The organism is Cupriavidus sp. 05T41, assembly GCF_056396525.1.
This window is the reverse complement of the sequence record NZ_JBFTLQ010000006.1, coordinates 88,083-107,709: the sequence shown is the minus strand read 5'-3', so window position 1 is coordinate 107,709 and position 19,627 is coordinate 88,083. Positions and strand designations below refer to the sequence as shown.

The window sequence follows — 19,627 nt, the reverse complement described above, 5'->3', positions numbered from 1 at the left end:
GGCTCGCCCCCCCGGTATGCCGCCTGTACTCCGACCAGGTCGGCGCGCCGATGGCCCGGATCGTGCCCCCGACCCACCCCGCTGACATAGAAGCGTCATCGCTGCGCAATATCCCCTCCCTATAGTCCGGCTCGCCACCAACAGGGAGATAACAATGGGCACTTGCAAGAGAAATCACCATGTGCGCCTCGGCATGGGCGCCATCCTGGCCGTGCTGGCCACCGCCGCGGTGCTGCACGGTTGCGGCAGCGACGGCAACGATGCAGCCCCCGCGCCGGCCACCCCCGCCGCACCGGTCACGCCGGCAGGCGACGCCGCCAGCGCCAGCGCCAATATCCAGGCTGCCTGGGTCGAGATCGGCGACAGCAACCAGGCCATCGCCCGCGTGATCACCGGCTACGTGGCGCCGGCCGCCGCCGCCGGCAGCGCGCTGCCCTCCAATACCCTGTGCCCGCTGCTGACAGTCGACGGCGTGCAGCAACGCATGGCGCTGCGCGCAGGCAGCGGCACCATGGCGCTGCGCACCACCGCCAGCGCCGCCGCCGATTCCAAGCCCTCGGATTTCCCCGTCTCGGTGTGCGAAACGACCCTGCCGGCCAACGCCGCTGCCGCCAGCGTCGCCGGCCAGACCCTGCCGCTGCCCAAGGCCAATCCCCAGCGCGTGCTGGTGCTGGCCGATACCGGCTGCCGCCTGAAGAAAGCCGACAACGCCTACCAGCCCTGCAGCGACGCCGCCGCCTGGCCGTTCGCCACGCTCGCCGCCACCGCTGCCGCCATGAACCCGGACCTGGTGCTGCATATCGGCGACTACCACTACCGCGAAAACGCATGTCCGCCGGATATCGCCGGCTGCCAGGGCACGCCGTGGGGCTATGGCTGGGACACCTGGCAGGCCGACCTGTTCAAGCCCGCCGCCGCCCTGATGGCCAAGGCGCCGTGGGTGATGGTGCGCGGCAATCATGAAGAGTGCGCGCGCGCCGGCCAGGGCTGGTTCCGCTTCCTCGACCCGCGCCCGTACGCCGACGCCCGCTCGTGCAACGATCCGGCCAACGACGGCAACGCCAACTATTCCGAGCCCTACACGGTGGCGCTCGGCACCGGCTCCCAGGTCATCGTGTTCGACTCGGCCAAGGCCGGCAAGGCCGCGCTGCCCACCAACGACCCGCAGTTCATTGCCTACCAGAAGCAGTTCCAGACGGTGGGCTGGCTGGCCGGCAAGCCGGGCATGGTCAATACCATGTTCACCAACCATCATCCGGTGCTGGGCTTCGCCCCGGTGGCCGGCAGCGCGCCCGCGCCGGGCAACCTGGCGCTGCAGTCGGTGATGAGCAACCTGAACGCCCAGGCCTACTACCCGCCGGGCATCCAGGTCGCGCTGCACGGCCACGTGCATGACTTCCAGGCCATCAGCTTCGCCTCCAGCCACCCGGCCACCATCGTATCCGGCAACGGCGGCGACAACCTGGACGTGGCGCTGCCCGACCCGCTGACGCCGGGCGCCGTGCCCGCGCCGGGCACCGTCATCGACAAGATCACCCATCACAGCACCTTCGGCTTCCTGATGATGGAGCGCAGCCCGGCGCCCGCCACCGGCTGGACCTTCAAGGCCTACAGCGTGGCCGGCAAGCTGATGGCCTCCTGCGCGCAGACCGGCACCACGCTGGCCTGCGACAAGACGGGCTTCCTGACGCCGTGATGGCAGCGTTCCCCGCTGCCTGCGCAGCCTGGCTCGCAGGGTGGCGCGCGGCAAGCCTCCGCATGGCGCCGGCGGCGGCGCGGATTGCCGCCCGCTTTGCCGTACTTTGCGCCGTGCATTGCGCCGTCCTGGCCGCCGGCCTCTGCGCCAGCGCGCCAGCGCCGGCCGCCTCATTGGCCCCTCCGGCCCCAGCGGCCCCGCCGGCCCCGCCGGCCCTTCCAGCCACCGTGGCCACTACCGTGCTGACGCCGGGCGCGCCGCCCGCCACCGTGGTGGATACCATCGGCAACGGCACGCCCAAGGTCTCCGCCAAGGTCGACCCCACCGCCGCCGTCTTCCGCCCCGACCCGGCGCTCGCCGCGCTGGGCAAGCGCATCTTCTTCGACACGCGCCTGTCCGAGCCGCGCGGCATGTCCTGCGCCGGCTGCCACGACCCCGCGCGTGCGTTCGCGCCCACGCTCTCGCCCGCCGCGCTGGCCGGGCCGCACGTGCCGCAGGGCAGCCGGCCCGGGCACTTCAGCCTGCGCAACGCGCCCTCGCTGCTGTACGTGCGCTATATCCCGCGCCGGCATTTCTACCAGGACGACGACGCGCCATATGCCTCGCCGTTCGGCGGCCTGTTCGCCGACGGCCGTGCCGATACCCTGGCCGAGCAGGTGCGCGGCCCGCTGCTCGATCCCGGCGAGATGAATAACGGCAGCCCGGCCAGCCTGCTGCGCAAGGTAAAGGGCACGGAGCTGGCGCCCGCGCTGGCCGCGCGCTTCGGCGCGGCGGCGCAGCGCGATCCCGGGCAGATGATGGTGGCGCTGGGCCGCGCGCTGGAGGCCTATCTGCAAAGCGACGAGATGGCACCCTTCAGTTCGCGCTTCGACGACTACCTGCGCCGGCGCACGCCGCTGTCGCCGCAGGAAACGCGCGGCCTGGCGCTGTTCAAGAATCCCGACAAGGGCAACTGCATGAGCTGCCACACGCTGGCGGACACCGCCAGCCGGCCCGAGCGCTCCCTGTTTACGGACTTCGGCTACGACGCCATCGCCGTGCCGCGCAACCGGGCCCTGCCCGCCAACCGAGACCCCGGGCATTTCGACAACGGCCTGTGCGACACCGCGCGCCGCCTGCGCTGGCCGGAACCGGAACAATGGTGCGGCTACCTGCGCACCCCCGGCCTGCGCAACGTGGCGGTGCGCCAGAGCTTCATGCACAACGGGGTGTTCACCACGTTGCGCGATGCGGTCGCGTTCTACAACACGCGCTCGACCGATCCGGGCAAGTGGTACCGCGGCGGCAAGCCATTCGACGACGTGCCCGCCGCCTACCGCGGCAATATCAATATCAACTCGATGCCGATGAACCTGCGCGCGGGAAGCACGCCCGCGCTGACCGAAGCGGAGATCGACGACATCACCGTCTTCCTGCGCACGCTGACGGATGCGCCCTATGTCAACGCGATGCCGGCGAATGCGATGCCGGTGGCCAACGGACGCTGAGTGCGCGGCCCGCCCCGGGGCTCACAGCGACGCGCACACGCCATCGGGCTCGAAGCCGCGGAAGGTCTGCTGTGTCGGGTCGGGCGTGGTCACGATCTCGCCCGACGGTGCGCGCAACAGGCGCAGGACCTGTGCGGCGCAATTCCTGGTCTGCGCGTTGCGCTGGTAGCGCAACTCGTACTGCCAGCCCGGCAGCGGCACGAAGGACACGCCGATCGCGCAGCGGTACGGCTCGTCGCCCGCCGCCGAGGTCGCCGCGGCCGTCAGGTAGATGCGGTGGCTCGCCACCAGCCAGCGTTCGCGCGTGCGGCCGGCGGGCTCCGGCGAGATGCCCCACATGCCCAGATCCGCCTCCTTGCCCATCGCCGTGGCCTGGAGCCCGGTGGCCGCAAGCAGCGCCGGCTTGGGCGGCTTGGGACATTTGCCGGCGTCCACCACGCTGAAGGTCGTGTTGTCGTCGGTATTGGTCACCAGTCGCACGCGCGAGGCTGGCGTACCGGTCTCGACCCGGTAGCGGGTCACGCAGCCGGCCAGCACCACGGCCAGCGCCAGACCCAGGACAAGCGTGGATTTGCGGACGATCGGCATGGGGATGCGGATGAATGGGCAGTCTGCAAAGCATACGCGCCTTGCCGGTCGCCGCGCCGCCGGGCAAAACCCGGAGCGGGCGCCGCCGCCCGACCGCACACGACGATGCCCGGGGCCGGCGCGGCTTTGCCCCCGCATTGACTTGAACCTGGTTCGGGCTTACGCTCGCCTGAGCCTCCGGCGCGCGCGGCGCGCTGCGCCGGGACACAAGAACAAAACAATAAGAACAATACAAAGACAGAGACAAAATCCTCGTGAGCACCCCCGCGCCATCCCGCCTTTCCGAACTTCGCCCGGTCCTGCCGATCCTCCTCGGCGCCTCCGTCATGCTGAGCCTGGCCATGGGCCTGCGGCAGAGCCTGGGCATCTTCATGCCACCGCTGACCAAGGGCATCGGCATCTCGGTGTCCGATTTCACGGCCGCCATCGCGGTGCAGAACCTGGCCTGGGGCCTGCTGCAGCCCATCGCGGGCGCGTGGGCCGCGCGCACGGGCTTCCGGCCGCTGATGATGGCCGGCTCGCTGCTCTACGTGCTCGGGCTGGTCATGCTGGCTACCGCGCAAGGCATTGTCGGCGTCACGCTCGGCGCGGGCGTGGCCATCGGCGCCTCGATGGCCTGCACCGGCAGCGCCATCGCCATGGCGGTCTCGGCGCGGCCGGTGCCGGCCGCGCTGCGCAGCACGGTGCTCGGCATCGTGTCTGGCGCCGGTTCGCTGGGCGCACTGGTGGCGGCACCGATCGGGCAGGTGGTGGCGCAATCCCATGGCTGGCGCGTGGGGCTGGCGGCCTTCGTGGTGCTCGCCCTGGTAATGCTGCCGGCGGCGTGGTTCGCCGGGCGCGTCGACCGGATGCCGCTGCCCACGCCGCCCGGCGGCGTGCAGCAGAATGCGCGCGAGGCGCTTGGCACCGCGCTGCACCATACGCCGTTCCTGGTCATGGGCGCGGCCTATTTCGTGTGCGGCATGCAGTTGGTCTTCCTCACCACGCACCTGCCTTCCTACCTGGACATCTGCGGCATGGACCCCATGCTCAGCGCCAAGGCGCTGGGCGTGATCGGCGGTTTCAACGTGCTGGGCAGCCTGTTCTTCGGCTGGGCCGGCGGGCGCGTCAACAAGCTGCTGCTGCTCGGCGGCATCTACACCATCCGCTCGCTCGCGCTGACCTGGTACTTCACCTCGCCGCCCACGCCAGGCAGTACGCTGGTCTTCGCCGCCGTGATGGGCTTCCTGTGGCTGGGCGTGGCGCCGCTGGTGGCAGGCTGGATCGCCGAGACCTTCGGCCTGCGCTGGCAGGCCATGCTGGGCGGCGTAGCCTTCTTCAGCCACCAGATCGGCAGCTTCGTGGGGGCCTTCGGCGGCGGGCTGGTCTATGACAGGCTGGGGTCCTACACCCTGGCCTGGCAGATCGGCGTGGCACTGGGGCTGGCCGCCGGGCTGGTACAGATCACCTTTGCGGTCGTCACGCGGCCGCGCCCGCCGCAGATGGCGGCGACATAACGGCGCCCGGAAGCCCCGCCTGCGCTGAACGAAAAGGAGGAGTCATCAATGGCCCTGACGCTGCACTACCATCCCCTGTCTTCGTTCTGCCACAAGGTGCTGATCGCGCTCTACGAGAACGCCACCCCTTTCACCGGCCGCATTGTCGACCTTGGCGACCCCGCCGACCGTGCCGCCTTCGCGGCGCTGTGGCCGCTCGGCAAGTTCCCGGTGCTGCGCGACGACACGCGCGGGCTGACCGTGCCGGAAAGCACCACCATCATCGAATATCTGGATCGCCATTACCCGGGTGCCCGGCCGCTGCTGCCCGCCGCCGAGGACGCGCAACGCGAAGCGCGCCTGTGGGACCGCCTCTTCGATCTCTACGTGCACCTGCAGATGCAGAAGATCGTCAACGACCGCCTGCGGCCCGAGGCCGAGCGCGACCCGCGCGGCGTGGCGGACGCGCGGGCCACCCTGCGCACGGCCTACGATCTGGTCGACAAGCACATGGCGGACCACACCTGGGCCGCCGGGCAAGACTTCACGCTGGCCGACTGCGCGGCCACGCCGGCGCTGTTCTACGCGGGCATCGCGATGCCGTTCACCGATACGCACCCGCACCTCGCCGCCTATTTCGAGCGGCTGTTGAGCCGGCCGAGCGTGCAGCGCGTCCTTGCCGAAGCGCGCCCCTACTTCCATCTGTTCCCGCTGGCGGACAAGATGCCGGCCCGCTTCACCAGCAACACGCCGCCGCCCGCCTGAGCTGCCCCGGACATACGCTGCGACATGACCAAGGCAGGCCGAAGGGCTGGCTGGCGCTGCGCGCCCCGCCCCGCGATGGCCGCCTGCCGCGTCGCAAAAAATACCTCTGGCGACCAGCCCGCCGGTATTTTTTTCAACGCCGGGATTGGGCCGCATTGCCCGCCGTCCTCCGCGTTTTGAAGCGCAGCGCCGCTGCGTAAGATTGCGATGTACCTGTCGAAACGCAAACGCGGCACGGCACGCATCGCTGCAGTCCCGCGGGCCATGCAACCCGTTGCAATGTCACCCGGCAATCCATTGCGCAATGCTGTCCGGCACGGCGCCGTGCCGCACGGGAGGACAAGCTGCACTGCGCTCCCGGCGCCGCGCCGGCATCGGCAGTACGTTCCGGTGCTTTTGTTCATGCTTCTGTGGTCCTGAATCGCCCTGCGCCCGTTCCCGCTGCGCAGGGCGATTTTTTTATCCTGCCGGCGCGGCGCACCCCCCCGCCTTCCGCCATGAACGCACCCAATGCCAGCAGGCGCATGCCGCACTTTTTGCCAAGGCGATCGAACGCCACCGGCATGGCGCGCGATTGACCCAAGTGCGCCGTCGGCCTCCTCCGGGCGGCGAAGTGCCCCGGAGATATCGCATCGGGGCTGGGAACGCGCCGGTCACCCCGGCCGGCTGTCCGGCGGCAAGGGCACGCTTGACGCCCCCCGATGGCCGGAAGGTCAATTGGCAGCCGCAGCCGAAGCATTAACGGGAAATCCAGAAAAAACAGGACGTTAGGAATGAAAACCTGCGCGAGGAGCGCGACCGCCTGCTTCCGGGAGCGGCAATTATTCGATTACAGAACAGGAAAACCGCGCCCTCGACAGACTGATGAAAGCAAAATCAGGCAAAATTCGATCCTTACTGCCGGTTTGCGATCCAGGCGGCAGCGTTTCCCTACTATTTCTGACCTTGAGGTAAGCAATGAGTACCCAGCAACCCACCATCATCTACACGCTGACCGACGAAGCCCCGCTGCTGGCGACCAGTGCCTTCCTGCCCATCATCCGCACTTTCACCGCGCCGGCAGGTATCAACGTCACGACCAGCGATATCTCGGTGGCTGGGCGCATCCTGGGCGAATTCCCCGAATTCCTGACCGAAGAGCAACGCGTGCCGGACAACCTGGCCGAGCTGGGTCGCCTGACGCTGCTGCCGGACACCAATATCATCAAGCTGCCGAACATCAGCGCCTCGGTGCACCAGCTGGGCAGCGCGATCAAGGAACTCCAGGCCAAGGGCTACAAGGTGCCCGACTACCCGGAAGACCCGAAGACCGACGAAGAAAAGGCCATCCGCCAGCGCTATTCCAAATGCCTGGGCAGCGCCGTGAACCCGGTCCTGCGCGAAGGCAACTCGGACCGCCGCGCTCCCGCCGCCGTGAAGAACTACGCGCGCAAGAACCCGCACAGCATGGGCGAGTGGAGCATGGCCTCGCGCACCCATGTGGCGCACATGAAGCACGGTGACTTCTACCACGGCGAAAAGTCCATGACCCTGGACCGCGCACGCGACGTGAAGATGGAGCTGGTCACCAAGAGCGGCAAGACCATCGTGCTCAAGCCCAAGGTTTCGCTGCTGGACGGCGAGATCATCGACAGCATGTTCATGAGCAAGAAGGCGCTGTGCGACTTCTATGAAGAGCAGTTCGAAGATGCGCGCACGACCGGCGTGATGCTGTCGCTGCACGTCAAGGCCACCATGATGAAGGTCTCGCACCCCATCGTGTTCGGCCACGCCGTGAAGATCTTCTACAAGGAAGCCTTCGCCAAGCACGGCGCGCTGTTCGACGAACTGGGCGTGAACGTCAACAACGGCCTGGTCAACCTGTACGAGAAGCTCGAAACGCTGCCCAGCTCCAAGCGCGAAGAAATCATCCGCGACATGCACGCCTGCCACGAGCACCGCCCCGAGCTGGCGATGGTGGATTCGGCCAAGGGCATCTCCAACCTGCACGCGCCCAACGACGTGATCGTGGACGCCTCGATGCCGGCCATGATCCGTATCGGCGGCAAGATGTGGGGTGCCGACGGCCGTCCGAAGGACACCAAGGCCGTGATCCCGGAAAGCACGTTCGCGCGCATCTACCAGGAGATCATCAACTTCTGCAAGACCAACGGCAACTTCGACCCGACCACCATGGGCACGGTGCCGAACGTCGGCCTGATGGCGCAGAAGGCCGAGGAATACGGCTCGCACGACAAGACCTTCGAGATCACGGAAGACGGCGTGGCCAACATTGTCGACCTGGCCACCGGTGAAGTGCTGCTGACGCAAAACGTCGAAGAAGGCGATATCTGGCGCATGTGCCAGGTCAAGGACGCGCCGATCCGCGACTGGGTCAAGCTGGCCGTTGCCCGCGCGCGCAACTCGGGCATGCCGGCCGTGTTCTGGCTGGACCCGTACCGTCCGCACGAAGCCGAGCTGATCAAGAAGGTCGAGACCTACCTGAAGGACTACGACACCAAGGGCCTGGACATCCAGATCATGTCGCAGGTACGCGCCATGCGCTACACGCTGGAGCGCGTGATCCGCGGCCTGGACACCATCTCGGTGACCGGCAACATCCTGCGCGACTACCTGACCGACCTGTTCCCCATCATGGAACTGGGCACCAGCGCCAAGATGCTGTCGATCGTCCCGCTGATGGCCGGCGGCGGCATGTACGAAACCGGTGCGGGCGGCTCGGCTCCCAAGCACGTCAAGCAACTGGTGGAAGAGAACCACCTGCGCTGGGACTCGCTGGGTGAGTTCCTCGCGCTGGCCGTGTCGCTGGAAGACCTGGGCATCAAGACCGGCAACGCTCGCGCCAAGATCCTGGCCACGACGCTGGATGCCGCCACCGGCAAGCTGCTCGACAACAACAAGAGCCCGTCGCCCAAGACCGGCCAGCTCGACAACCGTGGCAGCCAGTTCTACCTGGCCATGTACTGGGCCCAGGAACTCGCGGCACAGACGGGCGACGCGGCACTGGCCGAGCAGTTCAAGGCGCTGGCCAAGAAGCTGACCGACAACGAGAAGACCATCGTCGGCGAGCTGTCGGACGTGCAGGGCAAGCCGGCGGACATCGGCGGCTACTACTGGCCCGACTTCGCAAAGCTGGAAAGCGTGATGCGCCCGAGCAAGACGCTGAATGCCGCGCTGGATGCAGTGCAGGCCTAAGGCGAACAAGCCGCCCCGCCAGTCGGGGCGGCACCCGCGCTCATGCTGTCCGGGCGTTGCCTGATCCAGCGCTGCCTGTCCGGGCGCGTCCCCGCCGGCTCCCTGCCGGCGGGCAATTCCTGCAGTATCGAGGCGGCCGCGATGTGCTTCCCATGACACGCGCCGCCCACTCCCCGAACGCCAGTTCCGGGGAACGCCGCAGACAGCCTGCCTGCGCTGCTGCCGGCATCCGGCTTTGCGCCGGCCAGCCCGTCAATCCCACAGACATCGGAACGCCGCAGCGACGATCACCGGCATGGAGAGCACCAGCGGAATCGCGAACATCGGCACTTCCCGGTCGACGTAGTGCGTGTAGATGAGCCAGGCGATACCCAGTATCAGGGTGAGCAGGCCGACGAGCACCGCGAGCACGTTCAGCATCCGCTCGGAAGGGCGTCTTGGTGTCCGCCGTTCTTTGGTAATAGGCGCGTTCATGTCACCTCCGAAGCAAGTCGTGACGGGCTTCCGGTTTACCTAGTCTAGTCCAGCGCCGCGCCGGCTTGCATGCCGATTGTCCGGCCGGCAGGCCAGGCATGTACCGTCCGGGACACCGCGGGGAACGGCCGGCCATCGCGTGGAAACGATGATGCCGCCAGGCCGCACGGAGGGTTCTGGAAGCGGCCTCGCCCTGCTTCAGCGCGGCAGTGCCGGGAGCTGCTGCGGCGCGTTGCCCGGCAATGGCGATTGCGCCACGTTCAGGACCGCCGCCAGCATGCTGTAATAGCCGTTGATCGCAATCAGGTCGATGACGCCGCGCTCGCCGAACTTGTCCTTGACGCGCGCATAGGTCGGGTCGCTCACGCTCTTGTTGCGGATCAGCTCGTCGATGAAGTCGTAGACGATCTCCTCCTCGGCGCTCATGCCCGCCGGCCTGCGCCCCTCGGCGATGGCCTGCGCGACCGCCGGTGCGACACCGGCCTTCAGCGCAAGCTTCTGGTGCGCGTACCACTCGTACTGGTTGCCCCAGTCACGCGCCGTCAGGAGGATCACGAACTCGCTCAGGCGCGGCTCGAAGGCGCTCTCGTAGCGCAGGTACGAGCCCATGCGCTGCAGCCGGTTCAGCAGCTCGGGGCTGCGCATCAGCGGCACCCACGGACCCGCGCCGATATTGCGCGGCGCGCCGCCCGCGGGCGCGCCTTCGGACAGCAGTTCGATCGATTTCTTCTGTGCGTCGGTCAGCTTGTCGGCCGGGATCGGTGGCATGCGGTCGTCGGCGGCAATGGCGTTGCCGACCAGCGCGGCGAGCACCGCGGTCATGAATACGCGTTGGATTGTCATTTCTGTTCGGGTAAGGAAAGCCGGATAGGGAAAGCGGATGCGACTCGAGGCCGGCGACGCGCCGGCCGGCCGAGGCTGGAAAATAGCATCGAACGGCGCGGGATGCACCGCTTTCACGAGGGAGGCCCGGGCCGGCCCCCTTTTGCGGCGGCGGTTCCGCGGGCAAAGTACAATTCCTGCGTTTTTCCCGCCGCGCGCCCGCTAGCGGTGACGCTGGTCCACGCCCCGCAGCGGGCACGACGGATCGACGCGGCACGCCCGGCACTGACCATGGACCGCAAAATGTACTGGAACGATTTCGAACAAAACTACCAGGTGGAACAGACCGTCTTCGACCTGACTCGCCAGTCGCTGGCATTGATCGCCCAGTCGGCGCTGGGCGACGAGCCGGTCCATTGCTTTGCGTTCAACGTGGGCGCGGCAGATGGCTCCGTCCTGCTCAGCCTGTCTACCCAGGCGGATCGCCGCGAACAGAAGCTGTATCCGCCCGACTGGGACTACGAATTGGTGGAGAGCGACGTGCCCGAGATCGCCGCGCTCTGGAGAGCCGGGTACGCGGCGGTGGAGACCGCCTATGTGCAGCAGGTGGAAGACTTCGGCGACGACTACGACGCGCTCGACGCCTTCGAAGAGGGCTTCCTGCAAAGCCTGCGCCGCGTGATGGTGCGCCTCGAACAAAGCCATGCGTTCGCGGCCATCGGCGCGGACGACGGGCTCTGGACGCTGGTCACCCAGATCGACGCGGACACCGATGAAGAGGAGCGCCTGCTCGAAGCCGTCCGGCGCGACGATACCTTCCCGGGCCGCGCATGAACAAAGCGGCATTGTTGATTCTCGCATCGGCGTTCCATGCAGCCGCGCACGCTGCCGGGGACGTACAGGCCGGCAAGGCCGTGTTCGCTTCGAAATGCGCGTCCTGCCACAGCGTGGGACCCTCCGCGCGCGCTGCGTTCGGCCCGCAGCTCAATGCCATCTTTGGCAGGGTGGCCGGCGCCACCAGCGACTACAAGTATTCCGCGCAGATGAAGCAGTCGGGCATCGTATGGTCTCAACAGACACTGGCGGCGTTCATCGAAGCGCCCGGCAAGGTCGTGCCGGGCACCAGGATGCGTTTCTGGGGCATCAGCGACAAGCAGCAAATCGAGAACCTGCTGGCCTATTTGCATTCGTACCAGTAGCGGCACGGCTCGCTAGCGGGTCGCCGCGAACGAGCGCAATTGATCGATGTCCAGAATCTCGATCGCGCCTCGCGTGCGGCGCAGAAAGCCCTGCTCCTCGAAATCCTTGAGAATCTGGTTCACGGTCTGCCGGGATATCGAGAGCATCGAGCCGAGCTGTTCCTGCTGCACGCTGATCACGCGCTTGCTGCTGCCGCTGCGCTCGCCGTAGCCGCTGGCGATGGCCAGCAGGCGGCGGGCCAGCCTGACCGCCACGGGCAGCAACACCGACCCTTCGATGGCTTCGAATGCCAGGCGAAGCTTCTGCGTCAGCAAGAGCCCGAACGCCCGCCAGTGCGAAGGGTTCTGCTCGAGGAATTCAATCAGGTCATGCTGGTGCAAGTGGAGGAGGAGCACGTCGCTCTCCACCCAGGCATCGTGGGTGCGCGGCAGTTCGTCGAACAGGCTGGCTTCGCCGAACCACTGCGGTGTCTCGGCAATCGCCAGCAGCGCCTGCCTGCCGTCCGCCGACGAGCTTGTCATCCGGATTGCGCCCTTCACGACGAAATAGAGCCCGTCGGATACGTCTCCAGGCGCAAAGAGCCGCTGGCCCGCCGCCAGGGTCCTGACCCTCGCGGCTTGCGCAATCCATGCCTGCAGCGCCGGCGCAAGACCGGCAAACCAGGCACTGGATTTCAGGGCAGGCAGGCGGTCCTGAGCGGTGAATGGCTTAGACACAGCGTCAATCGTGGACTTATGTCGGGAAGACGACATTGTAATCGGCCGTTCGCTGCAAAGATCTTCCCCTGGAGCCCGGTGGTGTAGATGAATACCCTCGTATGCGGGGCGCTGCACTTGACCGACCCGGCTCCGACGCTGGCCTGCGTGGACTGACCAGTCCCCACCGTCATGACAACCACCTCGTCAACAGGAACGAGCCAATGGCTATCGCGACCTCCCCCGATCTGTACAAGCGTGACCTGCCGACCGCGTTCCGCGCGATCCGCAAGCTGCTCGCGAACGGAGACGACACCACACAGGTGTTTCTCATCATGCGCGCCCTCAACGGGCCGGCGGCGCCAAGGAATTTCTCCCGGCTCATGAAGACCCCGGCCGGGCGGCGGCTGGCCTATCTGCGCGTGGAGCTGGCGGAGCGCCTCTCCGACCCGGCATTCGTCGCAAGCTTCGCGCCGGGCACGCTCGGCGCAGCCTATCGCTCGTTCCTCGAGGAGACCGGATACAGCGCCGCCGACCTCGCCAAGATCTCGAACCTCAACCGCGAGCCGCTGGTCGAAGACCCCTACGCCTGGTTCGGCAGACGAACGCGCGACATCCACGACATCTGGCACGTACTGACAGGCTACAGCGCGGACGAGACCCTGGGCGAAGCGGCGCTGGTTGCGTTCAGCTACGCGCAGACCGGCGGTCTCGGCTGGGGCTTCATCGCGGTCTCCGCCACCTTGCACAGCCTGCGCCTTACCCGCAGCACCGCCTTTGCCCGCGCCGTGATCGAGGGCTACCGGCATGGCCGCAAGGCAAAGTGGCTGCTGGGCGAGGACTACGAGACCCTGCTGCACGAACCGCTCGATGCGGCGCGCGCCCGGCTGGGCATCGCCAGGCCCGACAGGTACCTGGCGTCAAGTCCCACGGGAAAATGGGAGCGGTAGGACGCAAGCCACGCGCGCCGGACGATGCCGCGGCATACGGGAGGAATTGCGACGGTGATTGCGACAGCGATTGCGATCATGCCGCCGCGGCATGATCATCGTTGCACTTCCACCCGCCCGTCCGCCCGGACGCGCAGCACGGCCGGCGACACCAGACGTCGTGGTGACGCGACGCCACGCAGAGCGCCTCTTCGAACCGGCAGCGATTGCCGCCTGTGCTGCCTGTACTAACCTTCCCGCCCCGCCGCCTCCCCCACCAGCGCCTCGATCAGCCCCGCCACCGGCGCCCGCTTGAGCGCCGTCTGCCGCACCAGCACGCCGATCTCCCGGAAGATCGGCTCGCCCGGCAACGGGATCTCCACCACGTTGCGGGTCTGCCTGAGCGGCACCAGCTCGGCGGGGATGATGGCCCAGCCCAGGCCCTCGCTGACCATCTGCAGGATGACCGCGGGTTCGTCCAGCTCCATGCCGCCTTCGACCCAGAGCCGGTGCCGGCGCAGGTAGCGGTCCACCAGCTGGCCGCCCATGGAGTGGCGGTTGTAGCGGATGAAGGGCAAGGCGGCCAGCGCGGCCTTGAGTTCGCGCGGGGCGCCCTTGGGGACGATGCCGACGAAGCGCTCGCGCATCAGGTGGACCCATTTGAGTTCAGGCGGGATGCCCAGGCGCGGCTTGATCAGGACGGCGATATCTAGCTCGCGGGCGTCCACCTGCGTGAGCAGCTGGGTGGACATGCCGGGGATGATGTTGACATGGGTCTTTGGAAATCCCTCGCGAAAGCGCTTCATCGCCTTGGGCAGCAGCGTGGCCTGCACCGTGGAGACCGCGCCGAGATCCAGCGGCGTGGTGTCGGAGGCGGACTGCGCGCGGCCTTTCATCGATGCATAGAGTTCGATGAAGCGCCGGGCTTCCGGCAGCAGCTTGCGGCCCTCCTCGCTGAGTGTGACGGATTTGCCGGCACGGTCGAACAGGGTGCAGCCAAGGTCTTCCTCGAGCCGGCGGATCTGTGTGCTGACGGCCGACTGGGTCAGGCCCAGCCGCGCCCCGGCAGCGGAGAAGGAGGCCGTCTCCGCGGCGACGAGGAAGGTCTGGAAGTAGCGGATCATATATCTTAATTTTTGATGCTTAGCGCGTAAAACATTCGTTTCATATTACGAGTTCTGCTGATTACAATCAACGCACCAGCGCCGCCGCGGTTTTTCCTGCGCGCGGCTGAGTCCGACAATCCCTCCCCCAAGAGAGCCCTCCCATGAGCGCCACCCCGCTTTTCCACCTGGCTTTTCCCGTCAATGACCTGGAAGAGGCGCGCCGTTTCTACGGCGGCCTGCTCGGCTGCCCCGAAGGCCGCAGCTCCGACGCCTGGATCGATTTCAATTTCTACGGCCACCAGGTGGTGGCGCACCTGGCGCCCGAGGAATGCGGCCATCGCGCCACCAGCGCGGTGGATGGCGACGACGTGCCGGTACGGCACTTCGGCGCGATCCTGCCGATGGAAGAATGGGAAGCGCTGGCCGGCAGGCTGCGCGCGGCCAATACGCGCTTTGTGATCGAGCCGCATGTGCGCTTCAAGGGCCAGGTGGGCGAGCAGGCCACCATGTTCTTCCTCGACCCGTCGGGCAATGCCCTGGAGTTCAAGGCCTTCGGCGATCTGAGCCAGGTTTTTGCCAAGTAAGCACGCAGCCATTTTTCACGCCCCTCACTACGGATTCAAAGATGACCGATTTCGTGATCCAGCCCGCCGAGCAGGCGAGCGTCGCCGTGGCCGGCAGCAACGCCCGCTTTCCCATCCGCCGCGTGTTCTGCGTGGGCCGCAACTACGCGGCGCATGCGCGCGAGTTCGGCAATGACCCGGACCGCGATCCGCCCTTCTTCTTCACCAAGCCGGCCGATGCCGTGGTGCCGGCCGAAGGCACGGTGGCCTATCCCCCGCTGACCGAAAACCTCCACCACGAGATCGAGATGGTGGTGGCGATCGGCAAGGGCGGCGCCAACGTCACGCCCGAACAGGCGCTGGACCTGGTGTGGGGCTACGGCGTGGGCGTGGACATGACGCGCCGCGACCTGCAGGACGTGGCCAAGAAGATGAGCCGGCCGTGGGACTGGTCGAAGAGCTTCGATGCTTCCGGCCCGTGCGGCCCGCTGCACCCGGTGGCCGGCGTCGGGCATCCCGCCAAGGGACGCATCTGGCTGGCGGTCAATGGCGAGACCCGCCAGGACGGCGACCTGAACGAGCTGATCTGGCCGGTGGCCGACGTGATTGCCTATGTCTCGCAAAGTGTGACCCTGGCTCCCGGCGACCTGATCTTCACCGGTACGCCGGCCGGCGTGGGCGAACTGCGTCCTGGCGACTCGGTGACCGCGGGTATCGAAGGCATCGGCGAGATCGCGTTCACGGTCGGCAAGCGCTAGTACCGGACCACGGCAGGAACCAAGGCGGGCCCCGATACACAAGTGGGCCCGCCTTTGCTTTGTGGGCTTATACTTGCCCAACCTTGTACGACAACCTATAGACCAAGGTGGCACGCTGCCCGGCGAGGACAAGACAGGAGACAAAGCCCATGCGCGAAAACCGGATTCGAAAAATGTGGGCGGCCGACCAGGCCGTCGTCAATGGCTGGCTCTCCATTCCCAGCAGCTTCGCGGCCGAGACCATGGCCCACCAGGGCTGGGACTCCCTCACCGTCGACCTGCAGCACGGCGCGCTCGACTATCGCGATGCGCTGGCGCTGTTCACCGCCGTCTCGACCACCGACACCGTGCCCGTGGCGCGCGTGCCCTGGAACGAACCCGGCATCCTGATGAAGGTGCTGGATGCAGGCGCGTATGGCGTGATCTGCCCCATGATCAACACGCGCGAGGATGCGCAGCGCTTCGTGGCCGCCACGCACTACCCGCCGCAGGGGTCGCGCAGCTTCGGCCCCATCCGCGGGCTGCTCTACGGCGGCGCCGACTATCCGGAGCGCGCCAACGAGACCATCGTCACCTTCGCCATGATCGAAACCCGGCAAGGCCTGGACAACCTCGACGAGATCCTCTCCGTGCCGGGACTGGACGCGGTCTACATCGGCCCGTCCGACCTGTCGCTCGCGCTTGGCTGCCGGCCCACCTTCGACGATGTCGACCAGCCGGTGGCGGACGCGATCGCGCACGTGGTGGCGCGCGCCAAGGCGCACGGCGTGGTCGCCGGCATCCACAACGGCGCGCCGGAGGCGGCATTGCGCCGCATCGAGCAGGGCTTCCGCTTTGTCACGGTGGGCTCGGATGCCCGCCTGATGGCAGCCGGGGCCAGGCAGGTGGTGACGCAGATGCGGGCCGGCAAGGCGCCGGCAGGCGGCACGTCGCACGGCTATTGAGCAGAGCGCCGGCCGCTTGCGTCGGCTCGCACCGGCAACGGCGTGCCTCGCTCATTCCATACGTCTATTACGTCGAATACGTCGAATACGTCTAATACGTCTAATACGTCTCGAGATGAAGCCGCCCTTCCCGCTTCAGGTCGGCGCCCACCGTCTCCCATGACAGCCCGGCCTGCTGCGCGACGTCGCGCAGGGCCAGCACCACGCCTTCCTCCATGCTCTTGAGCCCGCACACGTAGAAATACGTGTTCGCGTCCGCCAGCAGCGCGGCCAGGTCGGCGGCGCGCTCCCGCATGGCGTCCTGCACATAGCGCTTGGGCTGGCCGGGCGTGCGCGAGAACACCATGTTGATGTCGATGAAATCCTTCGGCAGGTTCTGCAGCGGGCCGAAGTAAGGCAGTTCTTCGCGCGTGCGCGCGCCGAAGAACAGCATCAGCTTGCCGCCCTCGAACTTGCCCGACTTGCGCAGCCGGCGGCGCCATTCGGTCATCGCGCGCATCGGCGCGCTGCCCGTGCCCGTGCAGATCATGACGATATTCGAGCGCGGGTGGTTGGGCATCAGGAAGCTGCTGCCGAACGGCCCGATCACCTCCACCTTGTCGCCCACCTGCAGGTCGCACATATAGTTCGACGCCACGCCGCGCACCGGATTGCCCTGGTGGTCTTCGAGCACGCGCTTGATGGTCAGCGAGATATTGTTGTAGCCGGGCCGCTCGCCGTTGCGCGCGCTGGCCAGCGAATACTGGCGCGCGTGGTGCGCACGGCCGCTGGCATCCACGCCGGGCGGCACGATGCCGATGGACTGGCCTTCGAGCACCGGGAACGGCGCCGTGCCGAAGTCCAGCACGATGTGGTGCGTGTCGTAGTCGCGGCCCACCCCGGTGACGCGTACGTTCCCGGTCACGGTGGCCGTGACGGTCCTGGCGGCCTTGGCGCCATACAGGTTGGTGTAGGCATGCGCGGCCGACCACGGCGGCACGGTGGCGCCGAACTGCGCGCTGTCGAAGGCGTCTTCGCCGCTGGCGGCGGCGGGCAGCGACACGGCCACGGGTTCGGCCGGCATCTGCGCACCGGCGGCCACGCCGGCCGCGGACAATTGCTCGGGCGTGAGTTCGGCCGGCAGCTCGTCCCAGCCGAGTTGTTCGCCGACGCCGTAGGCCTTGGCGCGCGGCATGGTGCGCCAGTTGTCGATCGAGCCAGTGGGACACGGCGAGATGCAGGCCATGCAACCGTTGCACTTATCCGCATCGACCACATAGTTGCGCGAGTCGTGGGTGATGGCCGCAACCGGGCAGGTAGCCTCGCAGGTATTGCAGCGGATGCAGATCTCGGGGTCGATCAGGTGCTGCCTGATGACTTGGATGTCGGACATGTCCATGGCGATCTCCGGGTGATGCGACCCCTGTAGCCAGGGCCTTCCCCTTTCCTTTCGATGACAGGCGCCATGCGGGCGCCTGTCGTGGGTACCGCTCGTGCGCGCGGGCGATGCTTCGCTCAGTTGAAACGCACGTATTCGAAGTCCACCGGCTGGCGGTTGATGCCCATCACCGGCGGCGCGATCCAGTTGGCGAACTTGCCCGGTTCGACCACGCGGCCCATCAGGCTGGCCACGAAGAGCCGGTCGGCTTCGCTCGGCAGCCAGTGGTCCACGTTGGCCTTCCATTCCGCCTCGGAAATCACCCGGCCGTCCGGCGAGATCTTCACGCCCGAGAGCGCGCCGATATTGCGGTGGAACGCCTTGTGCGGCACCTTCAGGCGGAACGGGATCGCGGCCTTCTCGATGACCTTGTTCCAGCGCTCCACGCCGCCCACGCTGTCCTTGATGTAGTCGTCGCGCAGCACTTCGTTGAGCGCGTTGAGCATCGGCACTTCCTTCTCCACGAGCTGGCCGCCCACGGCCTGCAGCACCTTGTAGCTCTGGCCCTTGAGCACGTGGTCGTCGGTGCGCTTGCCTTCTTCGTAGCGGCCCTTGAGGCCGGTGCTGTAGAAGGTGGCGGCGTTGCTGGACTCGTCCGCGCCGAACAGGTCGATGGTGACGCTGTAGTGGAAGTTCAGGTAGCGCTGCAGCGTGGGCAGGTCGATCACGCCGGCCGCGCGCAGGCGGGCCGGGTCGTCGGTCTTCAGTTCGTTCATGACCTGGCAGGTGCGCTGGATCACGCGCGACACGCCGCTCTCGCCCACGAACATGTGGTGCGCTTCCTCGGTCAGCATGAACTTGGTGGTGCGTGCCAGCGGATCGAACGAGCTCTCCGCCAGCGCGCACAGCTGGAACTTGCCGTCGCGGTCGGTGAAGTAGGTGAACATGAAGAAGGACAGCCAGTCAGGCGTTTCCTCGTTGAACGCCTGCAGGATGCGCGGGTTGTCCTGCTGGCCGCTGCGGCGCTCCAGCAGTGCCTCGCCTTCCTCGCGGCCATCGCGGCCGAAGTACTTGTGCAGCAGGTAGACCATGGCCCACAGGTGGCGGCCTTCTTCCACGTTGACCTGGAACAGGTTGCGCAGGTCGTACATGCTCGGCGCGGTCAGGCCGAGATGGCGCTGCTGCTCCACCGAGGCGGGCTCGGTATCGCCCTGGGTGACGATGATGCGGCGCAGGTTGGCGCGGTATTCGCCGGGCACGTCCTGCCAGGCATCCTCGCCCTTGTGGTCGCCGAAATGGATCTTGCGGTTGGCCTCGGCGGGATTGAGGAAGATGCCCCAGCGGTAGTCCGGCATCTTCACGTGGCCGAAGTGGGCCCAGCCCTGCGGGTCCACGCTGATGGCCGTGCGCAGGTAGATGTCGAAATTCTGCGAGCCGTCCGGGCCCATGTCGTTCCACCAGCTCAGGTAGTTCGGCTGCCATTGCTCCAGCGCGCGCTGCAGGGTGCGGTCTTCGCTGAGGTTGACGTTGTTGGGGATCTTTTCGCTGTAGTTGATGCCGGACATCATGGTCT

Annotated in this window: 18 protein-coding genes; 11 read left to right on the top strand and 7 right to left on the bottom strand. The window is 67.2% G+C overall.

The annotated features are described in order from the left end of the window. Positions 1-154: 154 nt before the first annotated feature. Complete coding sequence (locus AC1DKV_RS05665; RefSeq protein WP_441613921.1) at positions 155-1,696, top strand: metallophosphoesterase; 1,542 nt, start codon at positions 155-157, stop codon at positions 1,694-1,696. A 62-nt stretch (positions 1,697-1,758) separates the two neighbouring features. Next, entirely contained in the window at positions 1,759-3,183 is a 1,425-nt protein-coding gene (locus AC1DKV_RS05660; RefSeq protein WP_441649802.1) for a cytochrome-c peroxidase, read from the top strand. 21 nt (positions 3,184-3,204) lie between these two features. On the opposite strand, the gene AC1DKV_RS05655 is transcribed toward AC1DKV_RS05660, so the two are convergent. Beyond that, complete coding sequence (locus tag AC1DKV_RS05655; RefSeq protein ID WP_441613920.1) at positions 3,205-3,771, bottom strand: hypothetical protein; 567 nt, start codon at positions 3,769-3,771, stop codon at positions 3,205-3,207. 254 nt (positions 3,772-4,025) lie between these two features. Here AC1DKV_RS05655 and AC1DKV_RS05650 point away from each other — a divergent pair, with 254 nt between their 5' ends. From AC1DKV_RS05650 to AC1DKV_RS05640, 3 genes are all read left to right on the top strand, one after another. Next, positions 4,026-5,267, top strand: a complete 1,242-nt coding sequence (locus AC1DKV_RS05650) for an MFS transporter (protein ID WP_441649801.1) — start codon at positions 4,026-4,028, stop codon at positions 5,265-5,267. A 48-nt stretch (positions 5,268-5,315) separates the two neighbouring features. Further along, the gene (locus AC1DKV_RS05645) at positions 5,316-6,011 is read left to right on the top strand and encodes a glutathione S-transferase family protein (RefSeq protein ID WP_441649800.1); all 696 of its coding nucleotides are present in this window, start codon (positions 5,316-5,318) and stop codon (positions 6,009-6,011) included. A gap of 957 nt (positions 6,012-6,968) precedes the next feature. Next, positions 6,969-9,206 carry an NADP-dependent isocitrate dehydrogenase gene (locus AC1DKV_RS05640; protein ID WP_441613917.1) on the top strand — a complete coding sequence of 746 codons (2,238 nt, stop codon included), beginning with the start codon at positions 6,969-6,971 and terminating at the stop codon, positions 9,204-9,206. 252 nt (positions 9,207-9,458) lie between these two features. Here the strand turns inward: AC1DKV_RS05640 and AC1DKV_RS05635 are convergent, their stop codons facing one another. Further along, entirely contained in the window at positions 9,459-9,680 is a 222-nt protein-coding gene (locus AC1DKV_RS05635; protein ID WP_441613916.1) for a hypothetical protein, read from the bottom strand. A gap of 198 nt (positions 9,681-9,878) precedes the next feature. Beyond that, on the bottom strand, positions 9,879-10,523 hold the full coding sequence (locus AC1DKV_RS05630) for a carboxymuconolactone decarboxylase family protein (RefSeq protein ID WP_441613915.1): 645 nt from the start codon (positions 10,521-10,523) through the stop codon (positions 9,879-9,881). A gap of 270 nt (positions 10,524-10,793) precedes the next feature. Here AC1DKV_RS05630 and AC1DKV_RS05625 point away from each other — a divergent pair, with 270 nt between their 5' ends. Both AC1DKV_RS05625 and AC1DKV_RS05620 read left to right on the top strand, forming a co-directional pair. Then, entirely contained in the window at positions 10,794-11,336 is a 543-nt protein-coding gene (locus AC1DKV_RS05625; RefSeq protein WP_441613914.1) for a hypothetical protein, read from the top strand. Beyond that, entirely contained in the window at positions 11,333-11,701 is a 369-nt protein-coding gene (locus tag AC1DKV_RS05620; RefSeq protein WP_441613913.1) for a c-type cytochrome, read from the top strand. Before AC1DKV_RS05625 ends, AC1DKV_RS05620 begins: the two co-directional genes overlap by 4 nt. Before the next feature lie 12 nt (positions 11,702-11,713). Here AC1DKV_RS05620 and AC1DKV_RS05615 read toward each other — a convergent pair whose 3' ends face one another. Then, entirely contained in the window at positions 11,714-12,418 is a 705-nt protein-coding gene (locus tag AC1DKV_RS05615) for a Crp/Fnr family transcriptional regulator (RefSeq protein WP_441649799.1), read from the bottom strand. A gap of 203 nt (positions 12,419-12,621) precedes the next feature. Here AC1DKV_RS05615 and AC1DKV_RS05610 point away from each other — a divergent pair, with 203 nt between their 5' ends. After that, positions 12,622-13,347 carry a Coq4 family protein gene (locus AC1DKV_RS05610; protein WP_441649798.1) on the top strand — a complete coding sequence of 242 codons (726 nt, stop codon included), beginning with the start codon at positions 12,622-12,624 and terminating at the stop codon, positions 13,345-13,347. A gap of 227 nt (positions 13,348-13,574) precedes the next feature. On the opposite strand, the gene AC1DKV_RS05605 is transcribed toward AC1DKV_RS05610, so the two are convergent. Next, on the bottom strand, positions 13,575-14,450 hold the full coding sequence (locus tag AC1DKV_RS05605; protein WP_441649797.1) for a LysR family transcriptional regulator: 876 nt from the start codon (positions 14,448-14,450) through the stop codon (positions 13,575-13,577). 143 nt (positions 14,451-14,593) lie between these two features. Between AC1DKV_RS05605 and AC1DKV_RS05600 the strand changes: the two genes are divergently transcribed. From AC1DKV_RS05600 to AC1DKV_RS05590, 3 genes are all read left to right on the top strand, one after another. Next, on the top strand, positions 14,594-15,016 hold the full coding sequence (locus tag AC1DKV_RS05600) for a VOC family protein (RefSeq protein ID WP_441613909.1): 423 nt from the start codon (positions 14,594-14,596) through the stop codon (positions 15,014-15,016). 41 nt (positions 15,017-15,057) lie between these two features. Further along, entirely contained in the window at positions 15,058-15,753 is a 696-nt protein-coding gene (locus tag AC1DKV_RS05595) for a fumarylacetoacetate hydrolase family protein (RefSeq protein ID WP_441649796.1), read from the top strand. 149 nt (positions 15,754-15,902) lie between these two features. Further along, on the top strand, positions 15,903-16,697 hold the full coding sequence (locus tag AC1DKV_RS05590) for an HpcH/HpaI aldolase family protein (RefSeq protein ID WP_441613907.1): 795 nt from the start codon (positions 15,903-15,905) through the stop codon (positions 16,695-16,697). 100 nt (positions 16,698-16,797) lie between these two features. Here the strand turns inward: AC1DKV_RS05590 and boxA are convergent, their stop codons facing one another. Together boxA and boxB are read right to left on the bottom strand one after the other, a co-directional pair. Continuing rightward, positions 16,798-18,075 carry a benzoyl-CoA 2,3-epoxidase subunit BoxA gene (boxA, locus tag AC1DKV_RS05585; protein ID WP_441649795.1) on the bottom strand — a complete coding sequence of 426 codons (1,278 nt, stop codon included), beginning with the start codon at positions 18,073-18,075 and terminating at the stop codon, positions 16,798-16,800. Positions 18,076-18,191: 116 nt separating this feature from the next. Then, positions 18,192-19,619 (bottom strand): benzoyl-CoA 2,3-epoxidase subunit BoxB, encoded by a 1,428-nt coding sequence (gene boxB, locus AC1DKV_RS05580; protein WP_441614070.1) that lies wholly within the window; start codon positions 19,617-19,619, stop codon positions 18,192-18,194. Positions 19,620-19,627: the final 8 nt, after the last annotated feature.